This window comes from Streptomyces sp. NPDC088762 (assembly GCF_044750905.1).
Lineage (GTDB): Bacteria > Actinomycetota > Actinomycetes > Streptomycetales > Streptomycetaceae > Streptomyces.
Genome location: NZ_JBIVKT010000001.1, coordinates 997995 through 1018898, shown reverse-complemented (window position 1 = coordinate 1018898; position 20904 = coordinate 997995). Strand labels below are relative to the sequence as shown.

The window sequence follows — 20904 nt, the reverse complement described above, 5'->3', positions numbered from 1 at the left end:
CGGCAGGTCGCGGGCTCAGTCCTGCTTGAGGACGAACGAGGTGCGGGCCACGGGCATGCCGGGGGCCTTGACCTCCACCACGTACGTGTCCGGAGCCGCACCCCCCGCCGGAGGCGTCTGGCACTGGTCGGGGGCGCTGAACCTGCGGTCCCATTCCACCGACTGCTTCGTCTCGCTCTGCGCGGGAAGGCGGAAGAACGCGTTGCCCGCGCCCGTCGGGCAGTCCGCCGAGGACCACACCGCCTTGGTTCCGGTCGCCTGGATGGTCACGACCGCCTGCTTGGGGCCGAGGTCGACCTTGCAGGTGGTGCCGGAGATGTTGCGGGCGATCAGCTCGAGGCGGGGCTTCTCGTTCGCCTCGTACTCGTTCTTCACGCTCTTGATCTCCCACTGCAGCGCGGTCGGTGCGCACGTGGGCAGCGGGGAGTCCGCGGGGACCGGGGCCGGTGCCGGGCCGCCGCCGCCGGCGCCGGTGGCGGCGTCCCCGCCCAGGCCACCCGAACCGGAGCCGGAACCGGAGGCCGAACCGGAGGCCGAACCGGAGCCCGGCTCACCGTTCTTGCCCGCGCCACCGCCACCTGCGCCCCCCGCGCCGCCGCCCGACTCCGGGCGTCCGCCCGGGGCCTGACTGATCGCCGGCCCCGTGCCCGGCGGGCCGGGGGTGATCGAGACGGCCGGATCGGGGCCGGTCTGGCCCTTGCTGTTCGTAGTGGACTTCCCCCCACCGGAACTGACGGTCCATACGGCGAGGAGCGCGAGGAGCGCGACGACGGACGCCAGCACAGCCCTCCGTCGCCAGTAGATGGAGGAGGGGAGCGGCCCGACCGGATTGCGCAGAGATCCCACGAACGGAACTTTACGAGAGTTCGCCGCCCGATCGGTGCCCCCCATGCCGCACAGCAGGCTCGATTTGCCGATGATCATCCCGCGGGCGGAACGTGAGGCACCGGGAATCGGCGGGAAACGGTCCGTACCGCCGGCGACCACGGCGCGCCAGGGGCGAAACGTGCCAGGATGCCCTCTGCCATGACTGCATCCACCGTTTCCTCCCCAGACGCAGACGCAACCCCGGACGCCCCCGCCCCCGGCGTCTCACACGCGCTGCACTCCCCCGTCATCGCGTGGTTCGACGAGCACGCCCGCGACCTGCCCTGGCGCCGCCCCGAGGCCGGCCCCTGGGGGGTCATGGTCAGCGAGTTCATGCTCCAGCAGACGCCGGTCAGCCGGGTCCTGCCCGTGTACGAGCAGTGGCTCGCCCGGTGGCCGCGCCCCGCCGACCTGGCCGCCGAGGCCCCCGGCGAGGCCGTGCGGGCCTGGGGGCGGCTCGGCTACCCCCGCCGCGCCCTGCGGCTGCACGGCGCGGCCGTCGCGATAACGGAGCGGCACGGGGGCGACGTACCGCGGGACCACGCGCAGCTCCTCGCCCTGCCCGGGATCGGGGAGTACACCGCGGCCGCCGTGGCCTCGTTCGCGTACGGCCAGCGGCACGCCGTGCTCGACACCAACGTCCGGCGGGTCTTCGCGCGCACCTCGACCGGCGTCGAGTACCCGCCGAACGCCACCACCGCCGCCGAGCGGCGCCTGGCCCGGACGCTGCTGCCCGAGGACGAGGGCACCGCGGCCCGCTGGGCGGCGGCCTCGATGGAGCTCGGCGCGCTGGTGTGCACCGCCAAGAGCCCGGACTGCCACCGCTGCCCGGTGGCCGGCCTGTGCGCGTGGCGGCTCGCCGGGAAGCCGCCCCACGAGGGGCCGCCGCGGCGCGGGCAGACGTACGCCGGGACCGACCGCCAGGTGCGCGGCAGGCTCCTCGCCGTGCTCCGGGAGGCGGCGGGCGCGGTTCCGCAGGCCGTGCTCGACACGGTCTGGGAGGAGCCTGTGCAGCGCGCCCGGGCCCTGGACGGGCTGGTCTCCGACGGACTGGTGGAACCCCTGGACGGCGGGTTCTACCGGCTGCCGCTGACCTGATCGGCGGGCGGGCCGGCAGGGACGCGGTCCCGGCCCGGAGCTGACTCGAAGATTCCGTTTCCGGGCAGGGAAACCCCAGCTCACCGGCACTGTTACACAACCTATGGGTGTCCGTGCGCCCACCGCAGGCTGGCCCGCACAGGCTCGTGACAACCCCTCCGTACCTTCGGATCCGTAGGACAGCGGATCAGCGGTTGGTCGGAACGGAGGCGGTCTGAGATGGCGCACGGCGAGGTACTCGGATTCGAGGAGTACGTACGCACTCGGCAGGACGCGCTGCTGCGCAGTGCCCGGCGCCTGGTCCCGGACCCCACCGACGCGCAGGACCTGCTCCAGACGGCCCTCGTGCGCACCTACGGCCGCTGGGACGGCATCGCCGACAAGTCCCTGGCCGACGCCTACCTGCGTCGCGTCATGATCAACACGCGGACCGAGTGGTGGCGCGCCCGCAAGCTCGAAGAGGTCCCCACCGAGCAGCTCCCCGACGCCTCCGTCGAGGACGGCTCCGACCAGCGCGCCGACCGCGCCCTGCTGATGGACATCCTCAAGGTGCTCGCGCCCAAGCAGCGCAGTGTGGTCGTGCTGCGACACTGGGAGCAGATGAGCACCGAGGAGACCGCCGCCGCGCTCGGAATGTCGGCGGGTACGGTGAAGAGCACTCTGCACCGCGCGCTGGCCCGTCTCCGCCAGGAACTGGAGAGCCGGGACCTGGACATGCGGGCGCTGGAGCGCGGTGACCACACCATCCGGTACGAGGGGCGTGAGCGGTGCGCGGCCTGAACGGCCAAGGACTGACCGGCAGACGTTCGCTGGTCCTGATGTCGGCGGGGACGGTCGTCCTCGTCGGCACCGCTGTGTTCGCGGTCGGTTGCGCCACCGGCGGCACCGGTCTGCGCGACGGCGGCCCCGCCCGTACCGAGGCGGTGGCCAAGACCACCCCCACCGCTCCCGCGGCCGCCTCCCGCGACGCCTCCTCCTCCGAGGGGTCGCCGCCCTCGGCGGCCGCCTCCGGCCGGCCGCTGAAGAAGGTCGACCCCGTCGCGCTGCTCAAGGCGGACCCCAAGGTCAGCGCCGAGATCAAGCGGGACCTCAAGCCCTGTACGGGCAAGGAGTACCCCGTGGACGTCAGCTACGGGAGGGTCACCGGCAGCCCCGTCGTGGACATCGTGGTCAACGTCCTGTCCTGCGCGGACGCGCTGGGCCGCGGTTCGTACGTGTACCGGGCGGACGGCGCGAAGTACGAGAACGTGTTCTCCGACGAGCAGCCGCCCGTCTACGCGGAGATCGACCGGGGTGACCTCGTGGTGACCAAGCAGGTCTACGGGAAGAGCGACGCGCTGTCCTATCCGTCGGGCGAGGACGTGATCACGTACCGCTGGGACGGGGAGAAGTTCACCGAGCAGGACCGGGTCCACTCGGAGTACAGCAACGTGGTCGACGGCGGGAGCCAGCCCGCCCCGGCCACGAGTCAGAAGAACTGAGCACCGAACAACCGAGTACCGAGGAACCGAGGCGAGGCTTCCGCATGGCCGAAACCCATGTCCTGTTCGTGGAGGACGACGACGTCATCCGTGAGGCCACGACCCTGGCGCTGGAACGCGACGGGTTCGTGGTCACCGCCATGCCCGACGGCCTGTCCGGACTGGAGTCCTTCCGCGCCGACCGGCCCGACATCGCCCTGCTCGACGTGATGGTCCCCGGCATGGACGGCGTGAGCCTGTGCCGCCGCATCCGCGACGAGTCCACCGTCCCCGTGATCATGCTGTCGGCGCGCGCCGACTCCATCGACGTGGTGCTGGGCCTGGAGGCGGGCGCCGACGACTACGTCACCAAGCCCTTCGACGGCTCCGTGCTCGTGGCCCGCATCCGCGCGGTGCTGCGCCGCTTCGGGCACGCCGGCGGCCCGCAGAACGGCGGCTCCGGCACCTCCGACGACGACCGGGACGGCGAGCGGGGGGTGCTCTCCTTCGGCGACCTGGAGGTCGACACCGAGGGCATGGAGGTGCTCAAGGCGGGCGCACCCGTGGCCCTGACCCCGACCGAGATGCGGCTGCTGCTGGAGTTCTCCTCCGCGCCCGGCACCGTACTGTCGCGCGACCGCCTGCTGGAGCGGGTCTGGGACTACGACTGGGGCGGCGACACCCGTGTCGTCGACGTCCACGTCCAGCGGCTGCGCACCAAGATCGGACAGGACCGCATCGAAACGGTCCGGGGCTTCGGATACAAACTCAAGGCATGAGACGGTTCACCCTGCGTACGGGGATCCGCTGGAAGATCGCGCTGGCCATCGCGGCCGTGGGCACCCTCATCACGGTCGCGCTCAGCCTGGTGGTGCACAGTGCTGCCCGCACGTCGATGCTGGAGAGCGCCCGCGAGACGCAGCTGGACCGGGTGCAGTTCATCTCGCGCAACGCCGAGGCGGGGCGCAAACCGCCGATGGGGGCCAAGCTCAACGACCCCGACCTGCCGGGCGAGCTGCGCGAGAAGGCGCGGTCCGGGCGGCGCGGGACGTACATCCAGGAGAACCCGCGCGGGCTGCCCGAGGTGTGGGCCGCCGTACCGCTCGGCAACGGGCAGGTGCTGTCGCTGCACACCCAGTTCCGGGAGAGCGCCAACATGGTGCGCGACCTGGACCGGGCCCTGGTCGTCGGCTCCCTCGCCGTCGTGATCGCCGGCTCGGCGCTCGGCGTGCTGATCGGCGAGCAGATCTCGCGCCGGCTGCGCAAGGCCGCGGCCGCCGCGCAGCGGGTGGCGCACGGGGATCCCGACGTACGGGTACGGGACGCGGTCGGGGGCGTCGTACGCGACGAGACGGACGACCTCGCGCGGGCCGTGGACGCCATGGCCGACGCCCTCCAGCAACGGCTGGAGGCCGAGCGGCGGGTGACCGCGGACATCGCGCACGAGCTGCGCACGCCGGTGACGGGCCTGCTCACGGCGGCGGAACTGCTGCCTCCGGGCCGGCCGACCGAGCTGGTGCGGGACCGGGCGCAGGCGCTGCGCGTACTGGTCGAGGACGTGCTGGAGGTGGCCCGGCTTGACAGCGCGTCCGAGCGGGCGGAACTCCAGGACGTGGCGCTCGGCGAGTTCGTGAGCCGCCGGGTGACCTCGCTGATGCCGGAGGCGTCGGTACGGGTCGTCGCGGACGAGATCGTCAGCACCGACCCGCGACGGCTGGAGCGGATCCTGGGGAACCTGCTGGCCAACGCCGCCCGGTACGGTCGGGCGCCGGTCCAGGTCGACGTCGAGGGCCGGGTCGTACGGGTCCGGGACCACGGGCCGGGCTTCCCGGAGGCGCTGCTGCGCGAGGGCCCGAGCCGGTTCCGGACGGGGTCGACGGACCGCGCGGGCGTCGGGCACGGGCTGGGGCTGACCATCGCGGAGGGCCAGGCCCGGGTGCTGGGCGCCCGCCTGACCTTCCGCAACGTGGCCGCCCCGGGCGGTGTGGACCGCGAGGGCGCGGCGGCGGGCGCGGTGGCGGTGCTGTGGCTGCCGGAACACGCCCCGACGGCCACGGGGAGCTTCCCGGTCATCCAGGTGCCGCAGGGCTGAGGCCGGCGGGGACGCGCGGCCGCGGGCCGCTCCTGATCTCGGGGGGATACCGGATCGGTACCGGGCCGTACGTCCCGCAGGTGCGTGACTTAGCATCCGTGGCATGACCGACGGCACGAATCCCCCGAGCAACCCGCAGCCCGAGCCCGCCCCCGGGAGCGGCGGCTACGGGTTCCCGCCGGGCCCGCCGGCGTCCGGCGGCTACGGCTTCCCGCCCGGCCCGCCCGCGCAGGGCGGTTACGGCTTCCCGCCCCAGCCCGCGCCGGGCGCGCCCGCGCCCGCGCCCGACCAAGGCGGTTACGGCTACCCGCAGTTCGGTCAGGCACCGACCCCGTTCGGCCCGGGCCCGGGCATACCCGGCGGCCCGTTCCCCCCGCAGGGCGGGCCGTTCCCGCCCCCGGCCGACCAGCCGGACTGGGAGGCCATGGCCGACCGGTCGGCGAAGGAGCGCCGCCGCAAGAAGATGCTGGTGATCGGCGGGTCCGTGGTCGTCCTCGCGCTGCTCGCCGCCGGCGGATCGTTCCTGCTGATGGGGAAGGACAAGGACGGCCCCGGGCCCGAGGCCCAGGACAAGCCGTCGACCTCGACGTCCTCCTCCACGAGCCCGGGGCCCAGTGGCAGCGGCTCCAAGAGCAAGGCCCCGGCCGACGACTCCGCCACGGTGCCGGGCGACCCGACCCAGATCCGGGACCGCACGGGCAAGGCCCACCTGAAGATGGGACCGGACGCCGGTGTCTTCCCGGTGGACAAGCGCAACGAGATCCGGATGAAGGAGACCCCGAACTCGTACGCCCAGTCCACCGATCCGGTCGTCGACGTCTCCAAGAGCTTCACCGTCTCGGCCCGCGTCTACAGCGTGGCGCAGAAGGGACAGAGGGTGGCCGTCAGCCAGGGCGACGGCGACTCGTTCTCCTTCGCTCTGGGCGCCGAGGAGGTGAACGGCAAGATGGCGTGGGTCTTCAAGGTGCAGACCGGCGACCAGGGCGCCGACGCCACGGTGACGACCGTCGTGGCGCAGAACATCAAGGTGGAGCGCTCGATGACGGCGCTGGCCGGGACCTACGACGCCGAGAAGAAGATCGTCACCCTGTACGTGAACGGCAAGAAGGCCGGGGAGTCCCAGGTCGGCCAGGTCTTCAAGGCCCCCGGCCCGCTCCAGCTGGGCCGGGTGCGCCAGCACGGCAACTGGGCGGGCTCGTGGAACGGCTCGCTGGACAGCCTGCGGACCTACGGAGTGGCCCTTACCGCCGACCAGGTGGCCGCGCTGCGCTCGGGCAAGCTGAGCGCCTCCATCAAGCCGACGGGCTCGTGGCTGTTGGTCTGACGGGCGGGGCCACTGAGGGCGACGCCGGGAACGCCGCCGAGGGGCGCCGGCGTCAGACCGTGACGCCGGCGTTGCGCAGGAAGGCGACCGGGTTGACGGCCGAGCCGTAGTTCGGCGTGGTGCGGATCTCGAAGTGCAGGTGCGGGCCGCTGGAGTTGCCGGTGTTGCCGGACAGGGCGATCCGCTGGCCGGCGGAGACCTTCTGGCCGATCCTGACCTGGATCTTCGAGAGGTGCGCGTACTGCGAGTACGTGTTGTTCGCGTGCTTGATCACGATGGCGTTGCCGTACGCGGGGCCGTCGCCGCCGCCGTTCGGGCCCGCCTTGACGACGGTGCCGGCGGCCGCGGCCTTGACCGGGGTGCCGGTGGGGACGGCGAAGTCCTGGCCGGAGTGCTTGTGCGACCACATGCTGCCGCCCTTGCCGAAGGTCGCGGACAGCGTGTACTTCTCGACCGGCTTGCTCCACAGGCCGCCCTTGGTGGCCCCGGCCTTCGCGTTCTTCGCCGAGTCCGCGGCCTTGGCGGCCTGGGCGGTCGCCTGCGCGGCCACCAGCTGGGCGGTGCCGGACAGGGCGGTCTGCGTGGTGTCGGCGAACGCGGCGGTCGTCCCGGCCCCCAGGGCCAGCACCGCACCGAGAGCGGTGGCGCCGACGGCGGTACGGGTACGACGGGTGCTGACGCGCTTCGCGAACATGAATGCAGACCTCCGGGCCGGGAACAAGAGCGGTGTCATGCCTGCCACGGGCATGAAGTGACCCGGCACGGTGAGGCGTGTGCCGGGTGGGCTCATCCTTGGTAACCCGGGTCCCCGTACTTCCCCAAACCTGCGCATTACTAGCCGAACTCGTAGTCCGGGCGAGTGTGACGCAACCGGTTGACCGGGGGACCACCAGGTCACTACCGGACCGTCGGGTGACAAACCGGGTGCATGCACCTACGAAACCTACTAGTAGGTCCGATTTGTCCTGTGCGGCTTGTCACCGCCGAGAGGCCTCCGTCCGCCAGGTGGGGGACCTCGGACCTTCGGACGGGCAACAGAAAAGGGGCGGCCCCGGAACCTTCCGGTTCCGGGGCCGCCCCTTCGTACCGCTACCGCCCGGCGGCGGTCACGCGCCCTTCGACAGGTCCGGGCCGGAGCCCGTGGCCTCGATCGGGGGGAGGTCCGGCAGGGCCGACTTCTCCTCGCCGCGGAAGGTGAACTTGGCTTCCTCGCCCTCACCCTCCTTGCCGACGACCACGATGTGACCGGGACGCAGCTCGCCGAAGAGGATCTTCTCCGACAGCACGTCCTCGATCTCGCGCTGGATGGTCCGGCGCAGCGGCCGGGCACCCAGGATCGGGTCGTAGCCGCGCTTGGCGAGCAGGAGCTTGGCGTCGCCGCTCAGCTCGATGCCCATGTCGCGGTCCTTCAGGCGCTCGTCGACCTTCGCGATCATCAGGTCGACGATCTGGATGATGTCTTCCTCGGTGAGCTGGTGGAAGACGACCGTGTCGTCGACACGGTTGAGGAACTCGGGCCGGAAGTGCTGCTTGAGCTCTTCGTTGACCTTCGCCTTCATCCGGTCGTATCCGGTCTTGGTGTCACCCTGCGCCGCGAAGCCCAGGTTGAAGCCCTTCGAGATGTCCCGGGTACCCAGGTTGGTCGTCATGATGATGACCGTGTTCTTGAAGTCCACGACCCGGCCCTGGGAGTCGGTCAGACGACCGTCCTCCAGGATCTGGAGAAGGGAATTGAAGATATCCGGGTGGGCCTTCTCGACCTCGTCGAAGAGGACGACGGAGAACGGCTTGCGGCGCACCTTCTCGGTGAGCTGGCCGCCCTCTTCGTAGCCCACGTAGCCGGGGGGCGAACCGAAGAGGCGGGAAACCGTGTGCTTCTCGCTGAACTCCGACATGTCGAGGGAGATCAGCGCGTCCTCGTCACCGAAGAGGAATTCGGCGAGCGTCTTGGACAGCTCGGTCTTACCGACACCGGACGGGCCGGCGAAGATGAACGAGCCACCGGGGCGCTTCGGGTCCTTCAGACCCGCACGGGTACGGCGGATGGCCTGGGAGAGCGCCTTGATGGCGTCCTTCTGGCCGATGACGCGACGGTGGAGTTCGTCTTCCATGCGGAGCAGTCGCGAGGACTCCTCCTCGGTGAGCTTGAAGACGGGAATGCCGGTCGCGGTCGCGAGGACTTCGGCGATGAGCTCGCCGTCGACCTCGGCGACGACGTCCATGTCGCCGGCCTTCCATTCCTTCTCGCGCTTGGTCTTCGCCGAGAGCAGCTGCTTCTCCTTGTCGCGGAGCGAGGCTGCCTTCTCGAAGTCCTGGGAGTCGATGGCCGACTCCTTGTCGCGGCGCACGGCCGCGATCTTCTCGTCGAACTCGCGGAGGTCCGGCGGCGCGGTCATCCGGCGGATGCGCATCCGGGAGCCGGCCTCGTCGATCAGGTCGATCGCCTTGTCCGGGAGGAAGCGGTCCGAGATGTACCGGTCGGCCAGCGTCGCCGCCTGGACGAGGGCCTCGTCCGTGATGGAGACGCGGTGGTGGGCCTCGTAGCGGTCGCGCAGCCCCTTGAGGATCTCGATCGTGTGGGGGAGGGAAGGCTCCGCCACCTGGATCGGCTGGAAGCGGCGCTCGAGGGCCGCGTCCTTCTCGAGGTGCTTGCGATACTCGTCCAGCGTCGTGGCACCGATGGTCTGGAGCTCGCCACGGGCCAGCATGGGCTTGAGGATGCTGGCGGCGTCGATCGCGCCCTCGGCGGCGCCCGCACCCACGAGGGTGTGGAGCTCGTCGATGAACAGGATGATGTCGCCGCGGGTGCGGATCTCCTTGAGCACCTTCTTCAGGCGCTCCTCGAAGTCACCGCGGTAGCGGGAACCGGCGACCAGGGCACCCAGGTCAAGCGTGTAGAGGTGCTTGTCCTTGAGGGTCTCGGGGACCTCGCCCTTGACGATCGCCTGGGCCAGGCCCTCGACGACGGCGGTCTTGCCGACGCCGGGCTCGCCGATGAGGACCGGGTTGTTCTTCGTACGGCGGGACAGCACCTGCATGACCCGCTCGATCTCCTTCTCGCGCCCGATGACCGGGTCGAGCTTGGATTCGCGGGCAGCCTGGGTGAGGTTGCGGCCGAACTGGTCCAGGACGAGCGAGGTCGAGGGCGTGCCCTCGGCCGGGCCGCCGGCCGTGGCCGACTCCTTGCCCCCGCCGGTGTAGCCGGAGAGCAGCTGGATGACCTGCTGCCGGACTCGGTTGAGATCGGCGCCCAGCTTCACGAGGACCTGGGCGGCGACGCCCTCGCCCTCGCGGATCAGGCCGAGCAGGATGTGCTCGGTGCCGATGTAGTTGTGGCCGAGCTGGAGGGCCTCTCGGAGCGAAAGCTCCAGGACCTTCTTCGCCCGCGGAGTGAAGGGGATGTGGCCGGACGGGGCCTGCTGCCCCTGACCGATGATCTCCTCAACCTGCTGGCGAACAGCCTCGAGCGAAATCCCGAGGCTCTCCAGGGCCTTAGCGGCGACACCCTCACCCTCGTGGATCAAGCCCAGGAGGATGTGCTCGGTGCCGATGTAGTTGTGGTTGAGCATCCGGGCTTCTTCCTGAGCCAGGACGACAACCCGCCGCGCGCGGTCGGTGAACCTCTCGAACATCGTTTATCGCTCCTCAGAGCGGTCGGGCAGTTCGGGGTCGGTCCCCGCCCTGTCCTTCCGCATGCTAGTCCCGCGGGGCGGGACAGCTCATTCCAACTGCCGACATCCGTCCACGGCTCACCCCCACGTCGGTGAGGAAAACCGGCCTGAACAGCCGACAACTGCTCCAACCCGATAGTGGGAGACGATGTTCCCGCAGGCCAGGCAGATACCCGTCATGCGTGTACGCCGATGGCGAACGGGCGCCGCTCAAATCAGCGTGTCGCCCCGATCCACTAGGAATGTCTTACCCGTAAGGTCCGACACTCCATGCCGGTGGCACCGGTCCCCTCCGCTAAGGGCGAACACGGTTCGCTCCCGAATGCGGGACGTGCGCCCCGCGGACGTTTACGTTCCGCAGGGGTTCGGGTGCGGTGCGTCACGGCGGCCGTAACCCCGGGACGTTTCGGGAGTTGCTCCGGGCATGGTCGCAACCGCCGTGTCCCCCGCGCCCGCCGTCACCGTCCCGCTGCCCCGCCCACCGGCCGGGGAGGAGGACGCGTACGTCTCCTGGTACGAGCAGGTGCTCGGCTGGACCCTCACCGGCGGTCCGCCGGCGCAGCTCGTCACGGGCCTGCGGTTCGACGTGCTGGAGCTGCCGTCCGACGCGGGCGCGGCCCTGCTGCGCAGGCCGGTCGCCACGGGCCCGGTGGCGCTCATGGGCCGCCGCATGCGGTTCCTGGTGGCCGCGGGGAGCGCCGACGAGCTGGAGGGGCTGCTCGACTGGCTGGAGTGGGGCGGGGTCGCCCTGGATCTCGCCGCCCTGGGTGTGGGTGGCCGGATCACCGCCCCGGCTCCCCCGGGGACGCCCCCGAGCCCTCGGGGAGCCGCCGTGTGGCTGCGGCCCCCCGAGCAGGGGTGTGAGGCCCTGCTTCCCGCCCTGCCGGGTCCCGGCCGGGGCGACGGGCCCGGCCGCGGGCCCGATCTCGTACGCCTCGTGGCCGCGGCGGCGACGGAATGCCACCGCGCGCGCCTGCGGCGCGGTACGGCTCGGACCGGTCAGCCCTTGGCCTTCTCGTAGGCCTCGCGGATCTCGGCCGGGACACGGCCGCGGTCGTTCACGTTGTAGCCGTTCTCCTTCGCCCATGCGCGGATCTCGGCGGTGTCCGGGTTGCCGGCGGAGGCGGCGCGGCCCTTGGCGCGGGCTGCGGTCGCGCGTCCACCGGTACGGCGGCCGCCCTTGGTGTACGGGTCGAGCAGACCGCGGAGCTTTTCAGCGTTGGCGGTGGTGAGGTCGATCTCGTAGGTCTTGCCATCCAGAGCGAACGTCACCGTCTCGTCCGCCTCGCCACCGTCGAGGTCGTCGACAAGAAGGACCTGAACCTTCTGTGCCACCGGGATTTCCTTTCATCGAAAAGCAGTACGCGGAAAGGAAACCGCTTTTGCCTGGAAAACACAAACCCCCCGGGAGAGGTTCGAGACCGCAACGGGGCGGGAAACGTGCGCGATTCGGACATAGGCCACAGGCGTGCGGCGTACGGGAAAAGCCGCGGTGATCGATCAGAGGTGCAGAAGCATCCGACTGTTGCCCAAGGTGTTCGGCTTCACTCGTTCGAGACCGAGGAACTCTGCTACGCCCTCGTCATAGGAACGCAGGAGCTCCATGTAGACATCGGTCTCCACCGGGGTCTCGCCGATCTCGACGAAGCCGTGCTTCGCGAAGAAGTCCACTTCGAAGGTCAGGCAGAAAACCCGGCTCACCCCGAGCTCCCGGGCGGTCCGCAACAACTGCTCCAGCACGCGATGGCCGACGCCGACGCCCTTCAAGTCGCGGTCCACGGCGAGAGTGCGCACTTCGGCGAGGTCTTCCCACATCACGTGGAGAGCGCCGCAGCCGACCACCTGGTGGTCGGAGTCCCGTTCCGCGACCCAGAACTCCTGGATGTCCTCGTAAAGGACGACCGGGGCTTTGTCGAGCAGGATCCGCTGCTGCACGTACTGGTCGAGCAGGCGGCGCAGCGCGGGAACATCACCGGTGCGGGCGCGGCGGATCGTCACTGTTTCTGCATGTGCAGCGGAAAACTCTCCCATGCGACCGGACGCTATCGCCCCGGCTCCTGTGGGCGCTCGGCGGACTCCCCTTCGGCAGCCGGGGTCTCCGCTTCGGCGGCCGGGGTCTCCGCGGGCGACTCGTCGCCGTGCTGGACGACCCTTACGGCGTCCCGGAGGGCTTCGCGCTGTTCCGCGGACATCATGCCGAAGAAGGCGACGAGGGCCGCCGCGGGGTTGTCGCTCGTCGACCAGGCTTCGTTCATCAGTGCGGCCGAGTAGGCGGCGCGGGTGGAGACCGCCGTATATCGATAGGCGCGGCCTTCCGCCTCGCGGCGGACCCAGCCCTTCTGATGAAGATTGTCCATAACGGTCATGACCGTGGTGTACGCGATGGACCGTTCCTGCTGGAGGTCTTCGAGCACTTCTCGAACGGTGACCGGGCGGTTCCACTGCCACACCCGCGTCATGACGGCGTCTTCGAGTTCTCCCAAGGGGCGAGGCACAACAGCACGATAGTGCGGCTTGTGGGTAATTGCCCGACTATTCGACCGACAACGCGCAACAAAATCGGGCGCACGGCCGGTGCCGTGCGCCCTTCGTATCCGGGTGCCTACTTCTGGTGCTGGCGGGCGGCTTCGGCCCGGGCGATCACGGCGTCGACCGCCGCGTCCTCCTTGGCCTTGTTGGCGCCGCCCTGGCTCTTCACGATCGTCACGACGAGAGCGATGAAGAACGCGGCCATCACGACGGGGGGCACGAGCGCGGAGACGTAGTCCATGCCCCCAGCGTAGCTAGCCGACGGCCAGCCCCGCGGCGGGGGGCGGGGTGGGCTTGCGGCGTGGCGGGAACACCTCGCCCGGGGTCGGGACGGGGCGCGGGGGCTGCTCGGGGGCCGCGGGGTCCTTGGGCTGCGGTTTCGGGGCGCCGGGGGTGGGGGCGCCGGGGGTGGGGCGGCGCTCCTGGCCGCCGCCGCTGCCCGTGCCGGTGCCGGTACCTGCGCCCACGTCGGCCCGGACGCCGCCCGCCAGGGCGAGCAGGCGGGTCCGGGGGGCCGGGGTGGTCGTCAGGCGGCGGCGCAGGGAACGCTCCGCGACGGTCTGGGCCCGGTCCAGGAGGGCGGCCGCGAGCGGGTTGGCGCGCAGGGCGCGCAGGGCGGCGAGGTCGTCGGGTACGGGCTCGTAGCCGGCGGCCAGGGCGTCCTGGAGCAGTTCGAGGTATCCGGAGAGGCTGCCGGGCAGGGCGGCCCGGTAGCGGCCCAGATCCTCCAGGAGGAAGGCTCTGAGCCGGCCCGCCTCCTGGACCACGTCGTCCACCGACTGCGCGAGGCGCAGGCAGTCCTGGACCTCCGCGGCCGCGAGGGGGGCCGGGGAGGGCTGAAGGGCGTGGGCGAGCGAACGCCTGAGCACGAGCAGCTCAGCTGCGCTGAACGCCATGCCGCCGCGGGATCCGTAGGGCGTGGGCATGGGCCGAAGATACGCGCTAATCGGACAAAATCCCCTGAGGGTGATCGCTTTCGGCGTTTCGGCGTTTCGGCGTTTCGGTGGCGGGTGGGGTGGGGCGAGGCGGGTCAGCCGGTTTCCTTGACCGCGCGGAGGAAGGCGGTCCAGGCGGCCTGGGTGGTGGCGAGGACGAGGTGCGCGGGGTCCGCGTGGTCCGCGACGCGGACGAGGGCGCCGGGGGCGGCGGAGACGTAGACGCAGGCGTCTCCCTCACCGCAGAACGAGGACTTCTGCCACGTGGGCTGAGCGGTCATGGTCTCTCCTCCGGGCACGGTTGCCGGTATTTCCCGTCGGGGGACGGTAACTCCATGGAGGCGGCCGGCCACAGCCTTTCCGAGAATTTCGGCGATTCGCACGGCCCCGGCCCGGTTGCGGGCTGCCGCTGCGCGGGGCCATTCCCCCACCCCGCCCCTTCCCGAAACCGGGCTCTGCCCGGACCCGGTCCTCAAACGCCGGACGGGCTGGATCGCGCCCGCCTGTCTGCACAGGCACAGCCACCGACCACCCAGGGGGCGCATCCAGCCTCGCCGGCGCTTGAGGCGCGGGGTACGGGGCGGAGCCCCGGGCCTGTAGCCGCACCCAACCACCCAAGCGGGTGCCACAAACCAGCCCCGCCGGCGCTTGAGGCGCGGGGTCTGGGGCGGAGCCCCGGGCCTGTAGCCGCACCCCACCACCCAGGGGCGCAGTCCAGCCTCGCCGGCGTTTGAGGCGCGGGGTACGGGGCGGAGCCCCAGGCCTGTAGCCGCACCCCACCACCCAGGGGGCGCAGTCCAGCCCCGCCGGCGCTTGAGGCGCGGGGTCTGGGGCGGAGCCCCAGGCCTGTAGCCGCACCCCACCACCCAGGGGCGCAGTCCAGCCCCGCCGGCGTTTGAGGCGCGGGGTACGGGGCGGAGCCCCGGGCCTGTGGCCGCACCCGACCACCCAGGGGCGCAGTCCAGCCCCGGCGATTGAGGCGCTGGGGTACGGGGCGGAGCCCCGGGCCTGTAGCCGCACCCGACCACCCAGGCGGGTGGCCAATCCAGCCTCGCCGGCGATTGAGGCGCGGGGCGGGGCCCCGGTTACAGGCGGGTCGCGAAGGCGCGCACCGCTTCGCGTACCTCCGCCGGCGTCCACGACAGGCCGGGCTCCGTGACCGTCACCTCCGTGACCGACAGGCCCGGCGGGCCGCCGGGGGACCAGCGGTGGAAGAGGGCCGTGGAGGTTTCCTCCGCCTGGCGGAGGGCGGCCTCGCGGAGACGGGCCGGGTCGTACGGGAGCCAGAGCTGGAACTGGTGGGTGTGCGGGGGCTCCGGGTGGACGCGGAACCAGGGGATCGCCGAGTCCGTGAGCGCCGACCGCAGGGCGTCGGCCACCAGGCGGGCCTGCGCCACGTAGGACGGGAGCCGGGGGAGTTCCCGGTCCAGGCCGGTCAGGGCCGCCAGGGCCTGGGGGAACTGGCGGAAGACCTCACCGCCGTACCGGTGGCGCCAGGCGCGCGTCTCCTCCACGAAGTCCGCCGGGCCCGCCAGGCAGGCGCCGCTCAGGCCGCCCAGCGACTTGTAGAAGGACACGTACACCGAGTCCGCCAGCGCCGCGATCTCCCTCAGCGGGCGGCCCAGGTGGACCGTGGACTCCCACAGCCGGGCCCCGTCGAAGTGGACCACCGCATCCCGTTCGCGGGCGGCCTCCACCAGGGCCTCCAGTTCCTCCCACGACGGCAGCAGGAAGCCCGCGTCGCGCAGCGGGAGCTCCAGCATCAGGGTGCCGAAGGGTTCCGGGAGGGCAGTGATCTCCTCCGGGAGCGGCTGGCGGGGTTCCGTCGTCGGGTGGACCGTCCGCAGGCCGGAGAGCGCCGACAGCGCGCCGCCCTCCCACCGCTCAGGGTGGCTCTCCGGGTGCAGGGCGACCACCGGGTTCCCGGTGCGGCCCGCCCAGCAGCGCAGCGCGACCTGCTGGGCCATCGTCCCGCTCGGGAAGAAGGCCGCGTCCTGCGTCCCCAGCAGGTCCGCGACGCGCCGTTCCAGCTCGGCGACCACCCCGTCGCCGTACACGTCGGCCGGCTGGTCCAGGTCGTACGGGGCTTCGGCGAGCGGCGCCAGCAGCTCCGCCACCGTCGGCTCGCGCAGGCCCCGGGACAGGGTGCGTTGCGCCCCCCGCCAGGCCGCCACCAGCCGCTTCATGTCCTGCGCGTCGTCCGCCGCCTCGTCCGTCATGCCCGCATCATCGCCGACCCGCCAGAACCCCCAGGAGCTAGCATGGCGGCGTATCGTCCGGTACCCCCCGCGGACTGGAACGGAAGGCCCTCCCCGCGTGAACCCATCTCAGCAGCCCCGCCCTGCCCGGCTCGCCGTCGGTGTCGTCGGCGCCGGCCGGGTCGGTCCCGCGCTCGCGCGGGCGCTCCAGCAGGCCGGGCACCGGCCCGTCGCCGTGTCCGGCGTGTCCGACGCGTCCGTGCGCCGCGCCGCGCGGATGCTGCCCGACGTACCGCTCGTCCCGCCCGCGCAGGTGCTGGAGCGGGCCGACCTGGTCCTGCTCACGGTCCCCGACGACGCGCTGCCCCGGCTGGTCGAGGGGCTGGCCGAGACCGGCGCCGTGCGACCCGGCCAGTTGCTGGTGCACACCTCCGGCCGGTACGGGACGGCCGTGCTCGACCCGGCGCGCCGCGCGGGCGCGCTGCCGCTGGCCCTGCACCCCGCGATGACCTTCACCGGTACCGAGGTCGACGTGCAGCGGCTGGCCGGCTGCTCCTTCGGTGTCACCGCCCCCGACGAGCTGCGGCTGGCCGCCGAGGCCCTGGTCATCGAGATGGGCGGGGAGCCCGAGTGGATCGCGGAGGAGAACCGCCCGCTCTATCACGCGGCCCTCGCCCTCGGCGCGAACCACCTGGTCACCCTGGTCGCCCAGTCGATGGAGCTGCTGCACAAGGCCGGGGTCGAGCACCCCGACCGGATGCTCGGCCCGCTGCTCGGCGCGGCCCTGGATAACGCCCTGCGCTCCGGTGACGCGGCCCTGACCGGCCCGGTGGCCCGCGGCGACGCCGGTACGGTCGCCGCGCACGTCTCGGAGCTGCGCCGGCACGCCCCGGGCACGGTCGCCGGGTACCTGGCGATGGCCCGCACCACCGCCGACCGGGCCCTCGCGCACGGTCTGCTCAAGCCCGAGCTCGCCGAGGACCTGCTCGGCGTCCTCGCCGATCCCGAGGGTGGGGACCAGTGACCGAGCTGCTGCTGCACACGGCCGAGGAGCTGTACGCGCTCCCGCGCGCCGGCCGCCGGGCGGTCGTGATGACGATGGGCGCCCTGCACGAGGGCCACGCCACCCTCGTCCGCAGCGCCCGCGAGCAGGCCGGCCCCGGTGGGCAGGTCGTGGTCACCGTCTTCGTCAACCCCCTGCAGTTCGGGGCGAACGAGGACCTCGACCGCTACCCGCGCACCCTCGACGCCGATCTCGCGATCGCCCGGGAGGCGGGAGCCGACGCCGTGTTCGCGCCGGCCGTCGACGAGGTCTACCCGGGCGGCGATCCCCAGGTGCGGATCAGCGCCGGTCCCATGGGCGGGCGCCTCGAAGGGGCCACCCGTCCCGGCCACTTCGACGGGATGCTGACCGTCGTGGCGAAGCTGCTCCACCTCACCCGGCCCGACCTGGCGCTCTTCGGCCAGAAGGACGCGCAGCAACTGGCCCTGATCCGGCGCATGGTGACGGACCTGAACTTCCCCGTCGAGGTGGTCGGCGTACCGACCGTCCGCGAGGAGGACGGGCTCGCGCTGTCGTCCCGCAACCGCTACCTCTCCCCCGTCGAGCGCCGCACCGCGCTGTCCCTGTCACGCGCCCTGTTCGCCGGGCGCGACCGGCTCGCCGCGCAGGCGGCGCTGCGCGCCCGGGCCGAGGCCGCCCCGGCCAGCGACGAGCGGGCCACCGCCCTGGCCAGGCTCGGGGAGATCCGCGCCTCCGCGGACGCGCACGCCGTCTCGGCGGCGGGCGCCGGTCTGCCGGACGCCGTACGGGCCGCCGCGCAGCACGTCCTGGACGAGGCGGGCCGCCACGACCCTCCGCTGGAGCTGGACTACCTGGCGCTGGTGGACCCGCAGGACTTCACCGAGATCGGCCCCGACTTCACGGGGCACGCCGTGCTGGCCGTCGCCGCGAAGGTGGGCACGACCCGGCTGATCGACAACATCCCACTGGAATTCGGAGCACACTCGTGAGCACCCCAGGCAGAGACCTCCCGTCGGGCGGCGCAGGCACCGGCATACGGCTGCACGCTCCGGCCCCCGGCTGGTCCGTCGACGCCGATGTCGTGGTCGTCGGATCGGGCGTCGCGGGGCTGACGGCCGCGCTGCGCTGCGCCGCCGCGGGCCGCAGTACGGTCGTGGTCACCAAGGCGCGGCTCGACGACGGCTCCACGCGCTGGGCCCAGGGCGGGATCGCCGCGGCCCTCGGCGAGGGCGACACCCCCGAGCAGCACCTGGACGACACCCTGGTGGCGGGCGCGGGCCTGTGTGACGAGGCCGCCGTCCGGCTCCTGGTCACCGAGGGCCCCGGCGCCGTCCGGCGGCTGATCGACACCGGCGCCGTCTTCGACACCTCCGCGGAGACCGGGGAGATAGAGCTGACCCGCGAGGGCGGCCACCACCGCCGCCGGATCGCGCACGCGGGCGGTGACGCCACCGGTGCGGAGATCTCCCGGGCGCTGGTCGAAGCCGTGCAGGCCGCGGGGATCCGTACGGTCGAGAACGCGCTCGTACTGGACCTCCTCCAGGACGCGCAGGGCCGTACCGCCGGGGTCACGCTGCACGTCATGGGCGAGGGCCAGCACGACGGCGTCGGCGCCGTCCACGCGCCCGCGGTGATCCTCGCGACCGGCGGCATGGGCCAGGTCTTCTCGGCCACCACCAACCCGTCGGTGTCCACCGGCGACGGCGTGGCGCTCGCACTGCGGGCCGGGGCCGAGGTCTCCGACCTGGAGTTCGTGCAGTTCCACCCGACGGTGCTCTTCCTCGGCCCGGACGCCGAGGGGCAGCAGCCGCTCGTCTCGGAGGCGGTCCGCGGGGAGGGCGCCCACCTCGTCGACGCGGACGGGGTGCGGTTCATGGTCGGCCAGCACGAGCTCGCCGAGCTGGCCCCGCGCGACATCGTCGCCAAGGGCATCATGCGCCGCATGCAGGAGCAGGGCGCGCAGCACATGTACCTGGACGCCCGGCACTTCGGCTCCGAGATGTGGGAGCAGCGCTTCCCGACCATCCTCGCCGCCTGCCGCGCCCACGGCATCGACCCGGTGACCGAGCCGATCCCGGTCGCGCCCGCCGCGCACTACGCGTCGGGCGGCGTACGGACCGACCTGCACGGGCGGACCACCGTCCCCGGCCTGTACGCGTGCGGCGAGGTCGCCTGCACCGGCGTGCACGGCGCGAACCGGCTGGCCTCCAACTCGCTGCTGGAGGGCCTGGTCTTCGCCGAGCGCATCGCCGACGACATCACGGCGCAGGCCCGTACCGGCAACGGCCCCGGCATACCGGTCCCCTCCACGGGACCGCTGCAGCCCGCCGGCGCGCGGTACGAGGTCCAGCGCATCATGACGGAGGGCGCGGGCGTGCTGCGCTCGGCCGAGTCGCTGCGCACGGCGGCCGAGGCCCTGGAGGGCCTGTACGCCACCGCCCTGAACGACCTCGAAGCGCACGGCAAGACCGCCGAACCGGGGGTGGACACCTGGGAGGCGACGAACCTGCTGTGCGTGGCCCGGGTCCTGGTCGCCGCCGCCCGGCAGCGCGTGGAGACCCGCGGCTGCCACTGGCGCGAGGACCACCCGGAGCGGGACGATGCCGCCTGGCGACGCCATCTCGTCGTCCGGCTCTCGGCGACCGAGAAGCGAGCCCTGGTCGTCGTCCCCACCGACTCCGCGGACTTCCCGTCCGTGCGCGAACCCCTCAGCACCCAGAGCCTGGAGCAGTGACCGTGAGCACCCCCGAACTTCCCCTGATCGACCAGAACGACGGCGGCTGCGGCGACGACTGCGCCTGCGGCGACGGCGAGGAGACCGGTCTGGACCCGGCGCTGGCCCAGCTGCTGGCGGACGCGGGCCTGGACCCCGTCGAGGTCGAGGACATCGCCCACATGGCGCTCTCCGAGGACCTCGACGGCGGGGTCGACGTGACCACCGTCGCCACGATCCCCGAGGACGCGGAAGCCGTCGCCGACTTCGTCGCCCGCGAGGACGGCGTCGTGTCCGGGCTGCGCATCGCCGAGGCCGTCTTCTCCGTGGTCTGCACGGAGGCCTTCGAGGTGGAGCGCCACGCGGAGGACGGCGACACCGTCCGGGCCGGGCAGGTGCTGCTCTCCGTGCGGGCGCGTACCCGCGACCTGCTCACGGCGGAGCGCAGCGCCCTGAACATCCTGTGCCGCCTGTCGGGCATCGCGACCGCCACCCGCCGCTGGGCGGACGTGCTGGAGGGCACGGGGGCCAAGGTCCGCGACACCCGCAAGACGACCCCGGGCCTGCGCGCCCTGGAGAAGTACGCGGTGCGCTGCGGCGGCGGCGTCAACCACCGCATGTCGCTGTCGGACGCGGCGCTGGTCAAGGACAACCACGTGGTCGCGGCCGGCGGGGTCGCGCAGGCCTTCAAGGCCGTACGGGACGCCTTCCCGGACGTGCCCGTGGAGGTCGAGGTCGACACCCTGGAGCAGATCGGCGAGGTGCTGGAGGCCGGCGCCGACCTGATCCTGCTGGACAACTTCACGGTCGAGCAGACCGCGCAGGCCGTGGCCCTGGTGGCCGGTCGCGCGGTGCTGGAGTCCTCGGGCCGGCTGACCCTGGACACGGCCCGCGCGTACGCGGAGACCGGGGTGGACTACCTGGCCGTCGGCGGCCTGACCCACTCCTCCCCGATCCTGGACATCGGCCTCGACCTGCGCGAGGCGGTGTAAG

At 72.4% G+C, this 20904-nt stretch carries 21 protein-coding genes; 11 read left to right on the top strand and 10 right to left on the bottom strand.

Translation table 11 applies throughout. The features are described from left to right. Positions 1 to 15: 15 nt before the first annotated feature. Complete coding sequence (locus ACIP5M_RS04705; protein WP_401191777.1) at positions 16 to 846, bottom strand: hypothetical protein; 831 nt, start codon at positions 844 to 846, stop codon at positions 16 to 18. A gap of 180 nt (positions 847 to 1026) precedes the next feature. Between ACIP5M_RS04705 and ACIP5M_RS04700 the strand changes: the two genes are divergently transcribed. The 6 genes from ACIP5M_RS04700 to ACIP5M_RS04675 all read left to right on the top strand — a co-directional run bounded on the left by ACIP5M_RS04700 (position 1027) and on the right by ACIP5M_RS04675 (position 6841). Further along, a complete protein-coding gene (locus ACIP5M_RS04700) occupies positions 1027 to 1965 on the top strand; it encodes an A/G-specific adenine glycosylase (RefSeq protein ID WP_401191775.1) in 939 nt (312 codons plus the stop codon). 219 nt (positions 1966 to 2184) lie between these two features. Next, entirely contained in the window at positions 2185 to 2745 is a 561-nt protein-coding gene (locus ACIP5M_RS04695; RefSeq protein WP_385331266.1) for a SigE family RNA polymerase sigma factor, read from the top strand. A 38-nt stretch (positions 2746 to 2783) separates the two neighbouring features. Beyond that, complete coding sequence (locus tag ACIP5M_RS04690) at positions 2784 to 3446, top strand: hypothetical protein (RefSeq protein ID WP_401191889.1); 663 nt, start codon at positions 2784 to 2786, stop codon at positions 3444 to 3446. A 44-nt stretch (positions 3447 to 3490) separates the two neighbouring features. Next, positions 3491 to 4204, top strand: coding sequence for a two-component system response regulator CseB (gene cseB, locus ACIP5M_RS04685; RefSeq protein ID WP_401191772.1), 714 nt, complete (start codon positions 3491 to 3493; stop codon positions 4202 to 4204). After that, positions 4201 to 5517 carry a two-component system sensor histidine kinase CseC gene (cseC, locus tag ACIP5M_RS04680; protein WP_401191770.1) on the top strand — a complete coding sequence of 439 codons (1317 nt, stop codon included), beginning with the start codon at positions 4201 to 4203 and terminating at the stop codon, positions 5515 to 5517. The genes cseB and cseC overlap by 4 nt, the downstream gene beginning before the upstream one ends. A 103-nt stretch (positions 5518 to 5620) precedes the next feature. Continuing rightward, positions 5621 to 6841, top strand: a complete 1221-nt coding sequence (locus tag ACIP5M_RS04675; protein ID WP_401191768.1) for a LamG-like jellyroll fold domain-containing protein — start codon at positions 5621 to 5623, stop codon at positions 6839 to 6841. A 52-nt stretch (positions 6842 to 6893) separates the two neighbouring features. On the opposite strand, the gene ACIP5M_RS04670 is transcribed toward ACIP5M_RS04675, so the two are convergent. Then, entirely contained in the window at positions 6894 to 7535 is a 642-nt protein-coding gene (locus tag ACIP5M_RS04670; RefSeq protein WP_401191765.1) for a M23 family metallopeptidase, read from the bottom strand. A 412-nt stretch (positions 7536 to 7947) separates the two neighbouring features. Further along, complete coding sequence (locus ACIP5M_RS04665) at positions 7948 to 10473, bottom strand: ATP-dependent Clp protease ATP-binding subunit (RefSeq protein WP_401191763.1); 2526 nt, start codon at positions 10471 to 10473, stop codon at positions 7948 to 7950. Between the two features lie 463 nt (positions 10474 to 10936). On the opposite strand from ACIP5M_RS04665, the gene ACIP5M_RS04660 reads away from it, so the two are divergent. Further along, entirely contained in the window at positions 10937 to 11533 is a 597-nt protein-coding gene (locus tag ACIP5M_RS04660) for an SCO3374 family protein (RefSeq protein ID WP_401191761.1), read from the top strand. Here the strand turns inward: ACIP5M_RS04660 and ACIP5M_RS04655 are convergent. From ACIP5M_RS04655 to ACIP5M_RS04625, 7 genes are all read right to left on the bottom strand, one after another. After that, on the bottom strand, positions 11512 to 11847 hold the full coding sequence (locus ACIP5M_RS04655; RefSeq protein ID WP_215018699.1) for an Lsr2 family protein: 336 nt from the start codon (positions 11845 to 11847) through the stop codon (positions 11512 to 11514). The two genes, ACIP5M_RS04660 and ACIP5M_RS04655, sit on opposite strands and share 22 nt — an antisense overlap. 165 nt (positions 11848 to 12012) lie before the next feature. Beyond that, complete coding sequence (locus tag ACIP5M_RS04650) at positions 12013 to 12543, bottom strand: amino-acid N-acetyltransferase (protein WP_401191759.1); 531 nt, start codon at positions 12541 to 12543, stop codon at positions 12013 to 12015. A gap of 11 nt (positions 12544 to 12554) precedes the next feature. Next, positions 12555 to 13007, bottom strand: coding sequence for a BlaI/MecI/CopY family transcriptional regulator (locus ACIP5M_RS04645; protein ID WP_401191757.1), 453 nt, complete (start codon positions 13005 to 13007; stop codon positions 12555 to 12557). 107 nt (positions 13008 to 13114) lie between these two features. After that, a complete protein-coding gene (locus ACIP5M_RS04640; RefSeq protein ID WP_401191756.1) occupies positions 13115 to 13282 on the bottom strand; it encodes a hypothetical protein in 168 nt (55 codons plus the stop codon). 13 nt (positions 13283 to 13295) lie between these two features. Beyond that, on the bottom strand, positions 13296 to 13967 hold the full coding sequence (locus tag ACIP5M_RS04635) for a hypothetical protein (protein ID WP_401191754.1): 672 nt from the start codon (positions 13965 to 13967) through the stop codon (positions 13296 to 13298). A 104-nt stretch (positions 13968 to 14071) separates the two neighbouring features. Next, positions 14072 to 14257 (bottom strand): DUF397 domain-containing protein, encoded by a 186-nt coding sequence (locus ACIP5M_RS04630; RefSeq protein WP_393826452.1) that lies wholly within the window; start codon positions 14255 to 14257, stop codon positions 14072 to 14074. A gap of 804 nt (positions 14258 to 15061) precedes the next feature. After that, positions 15062 to 16195, bottom strand: coding sequence for a threonine aldolase family protein (locus tag ACIP5M_RS04625; protein WP_401191752.1), 1134 nt, complete (start codon positions 16193 to 16195; stop codon positions 15062 to 15064). 97 nt (positions 16196 to 16292) lie between these two features. On the opposite strand from ACIP5M_RS04625, the gene ACIP5M_RS04620 reads away from it, so the two are divergent. The 4 genes from ACIP5M_RS04620 to nadC are packed head-to-tail and all read left to right on the top strand — an operon-like array spanning position 16293 to position 20903. Then, on the top strand, positions 16293 to 17198 hold the full coding sequence (locus tag ACIP5M_RS04620) for a Rossmann-like and DUF2520 domain-containing protein (protein WP_401191749.1): 906 nt from the start codon (positions 16293 to 16295) through the stop codon (positions 17196 to 17198). Continuing rightward, positions 17195 to 18187 carry a pantoate--beta-alanine ligase gene (panC, locus tag ACIP5M_RS04615; RefSeq protein ID WP_401191747.1) on the top strand — a complete coding sequence of 331 codons (993 nt, stop codon included), beginning with the start codon at positions 17195 to 17197 and terminating at the stop codon, positions 18185 to 18187. Before ACIP5M_RS04620 ends, panC begins: the two co-directional genes overlap by 4 nt. Further along, a complete protein-coding gene (locus ACIP5M_RS04610) occupies positions 18184 to 19932 on the top strand; it encodes an L-aspartate oxidase (protein WP_401191745.1) in 1749 nt (582 codons plus the stop codon). Before panC ends, ACIP5M_RS04610 begins: the two co-directional genes overlap by 4 nt. A 2-nt stretch (positions 19933 to 19934) precedes the next feature. After that, entirely contained in the window at positions 19935 to 20903 is a 969-nt protein-coding gene (gene nadC, locus ACIP5M_RS04605) for a carboxylating nicotinate-nucleotide diphosphorylase (protein ID WP_401191742.1), read from the top strand. Position 20904: the final 1 nt, after the last annotated feature.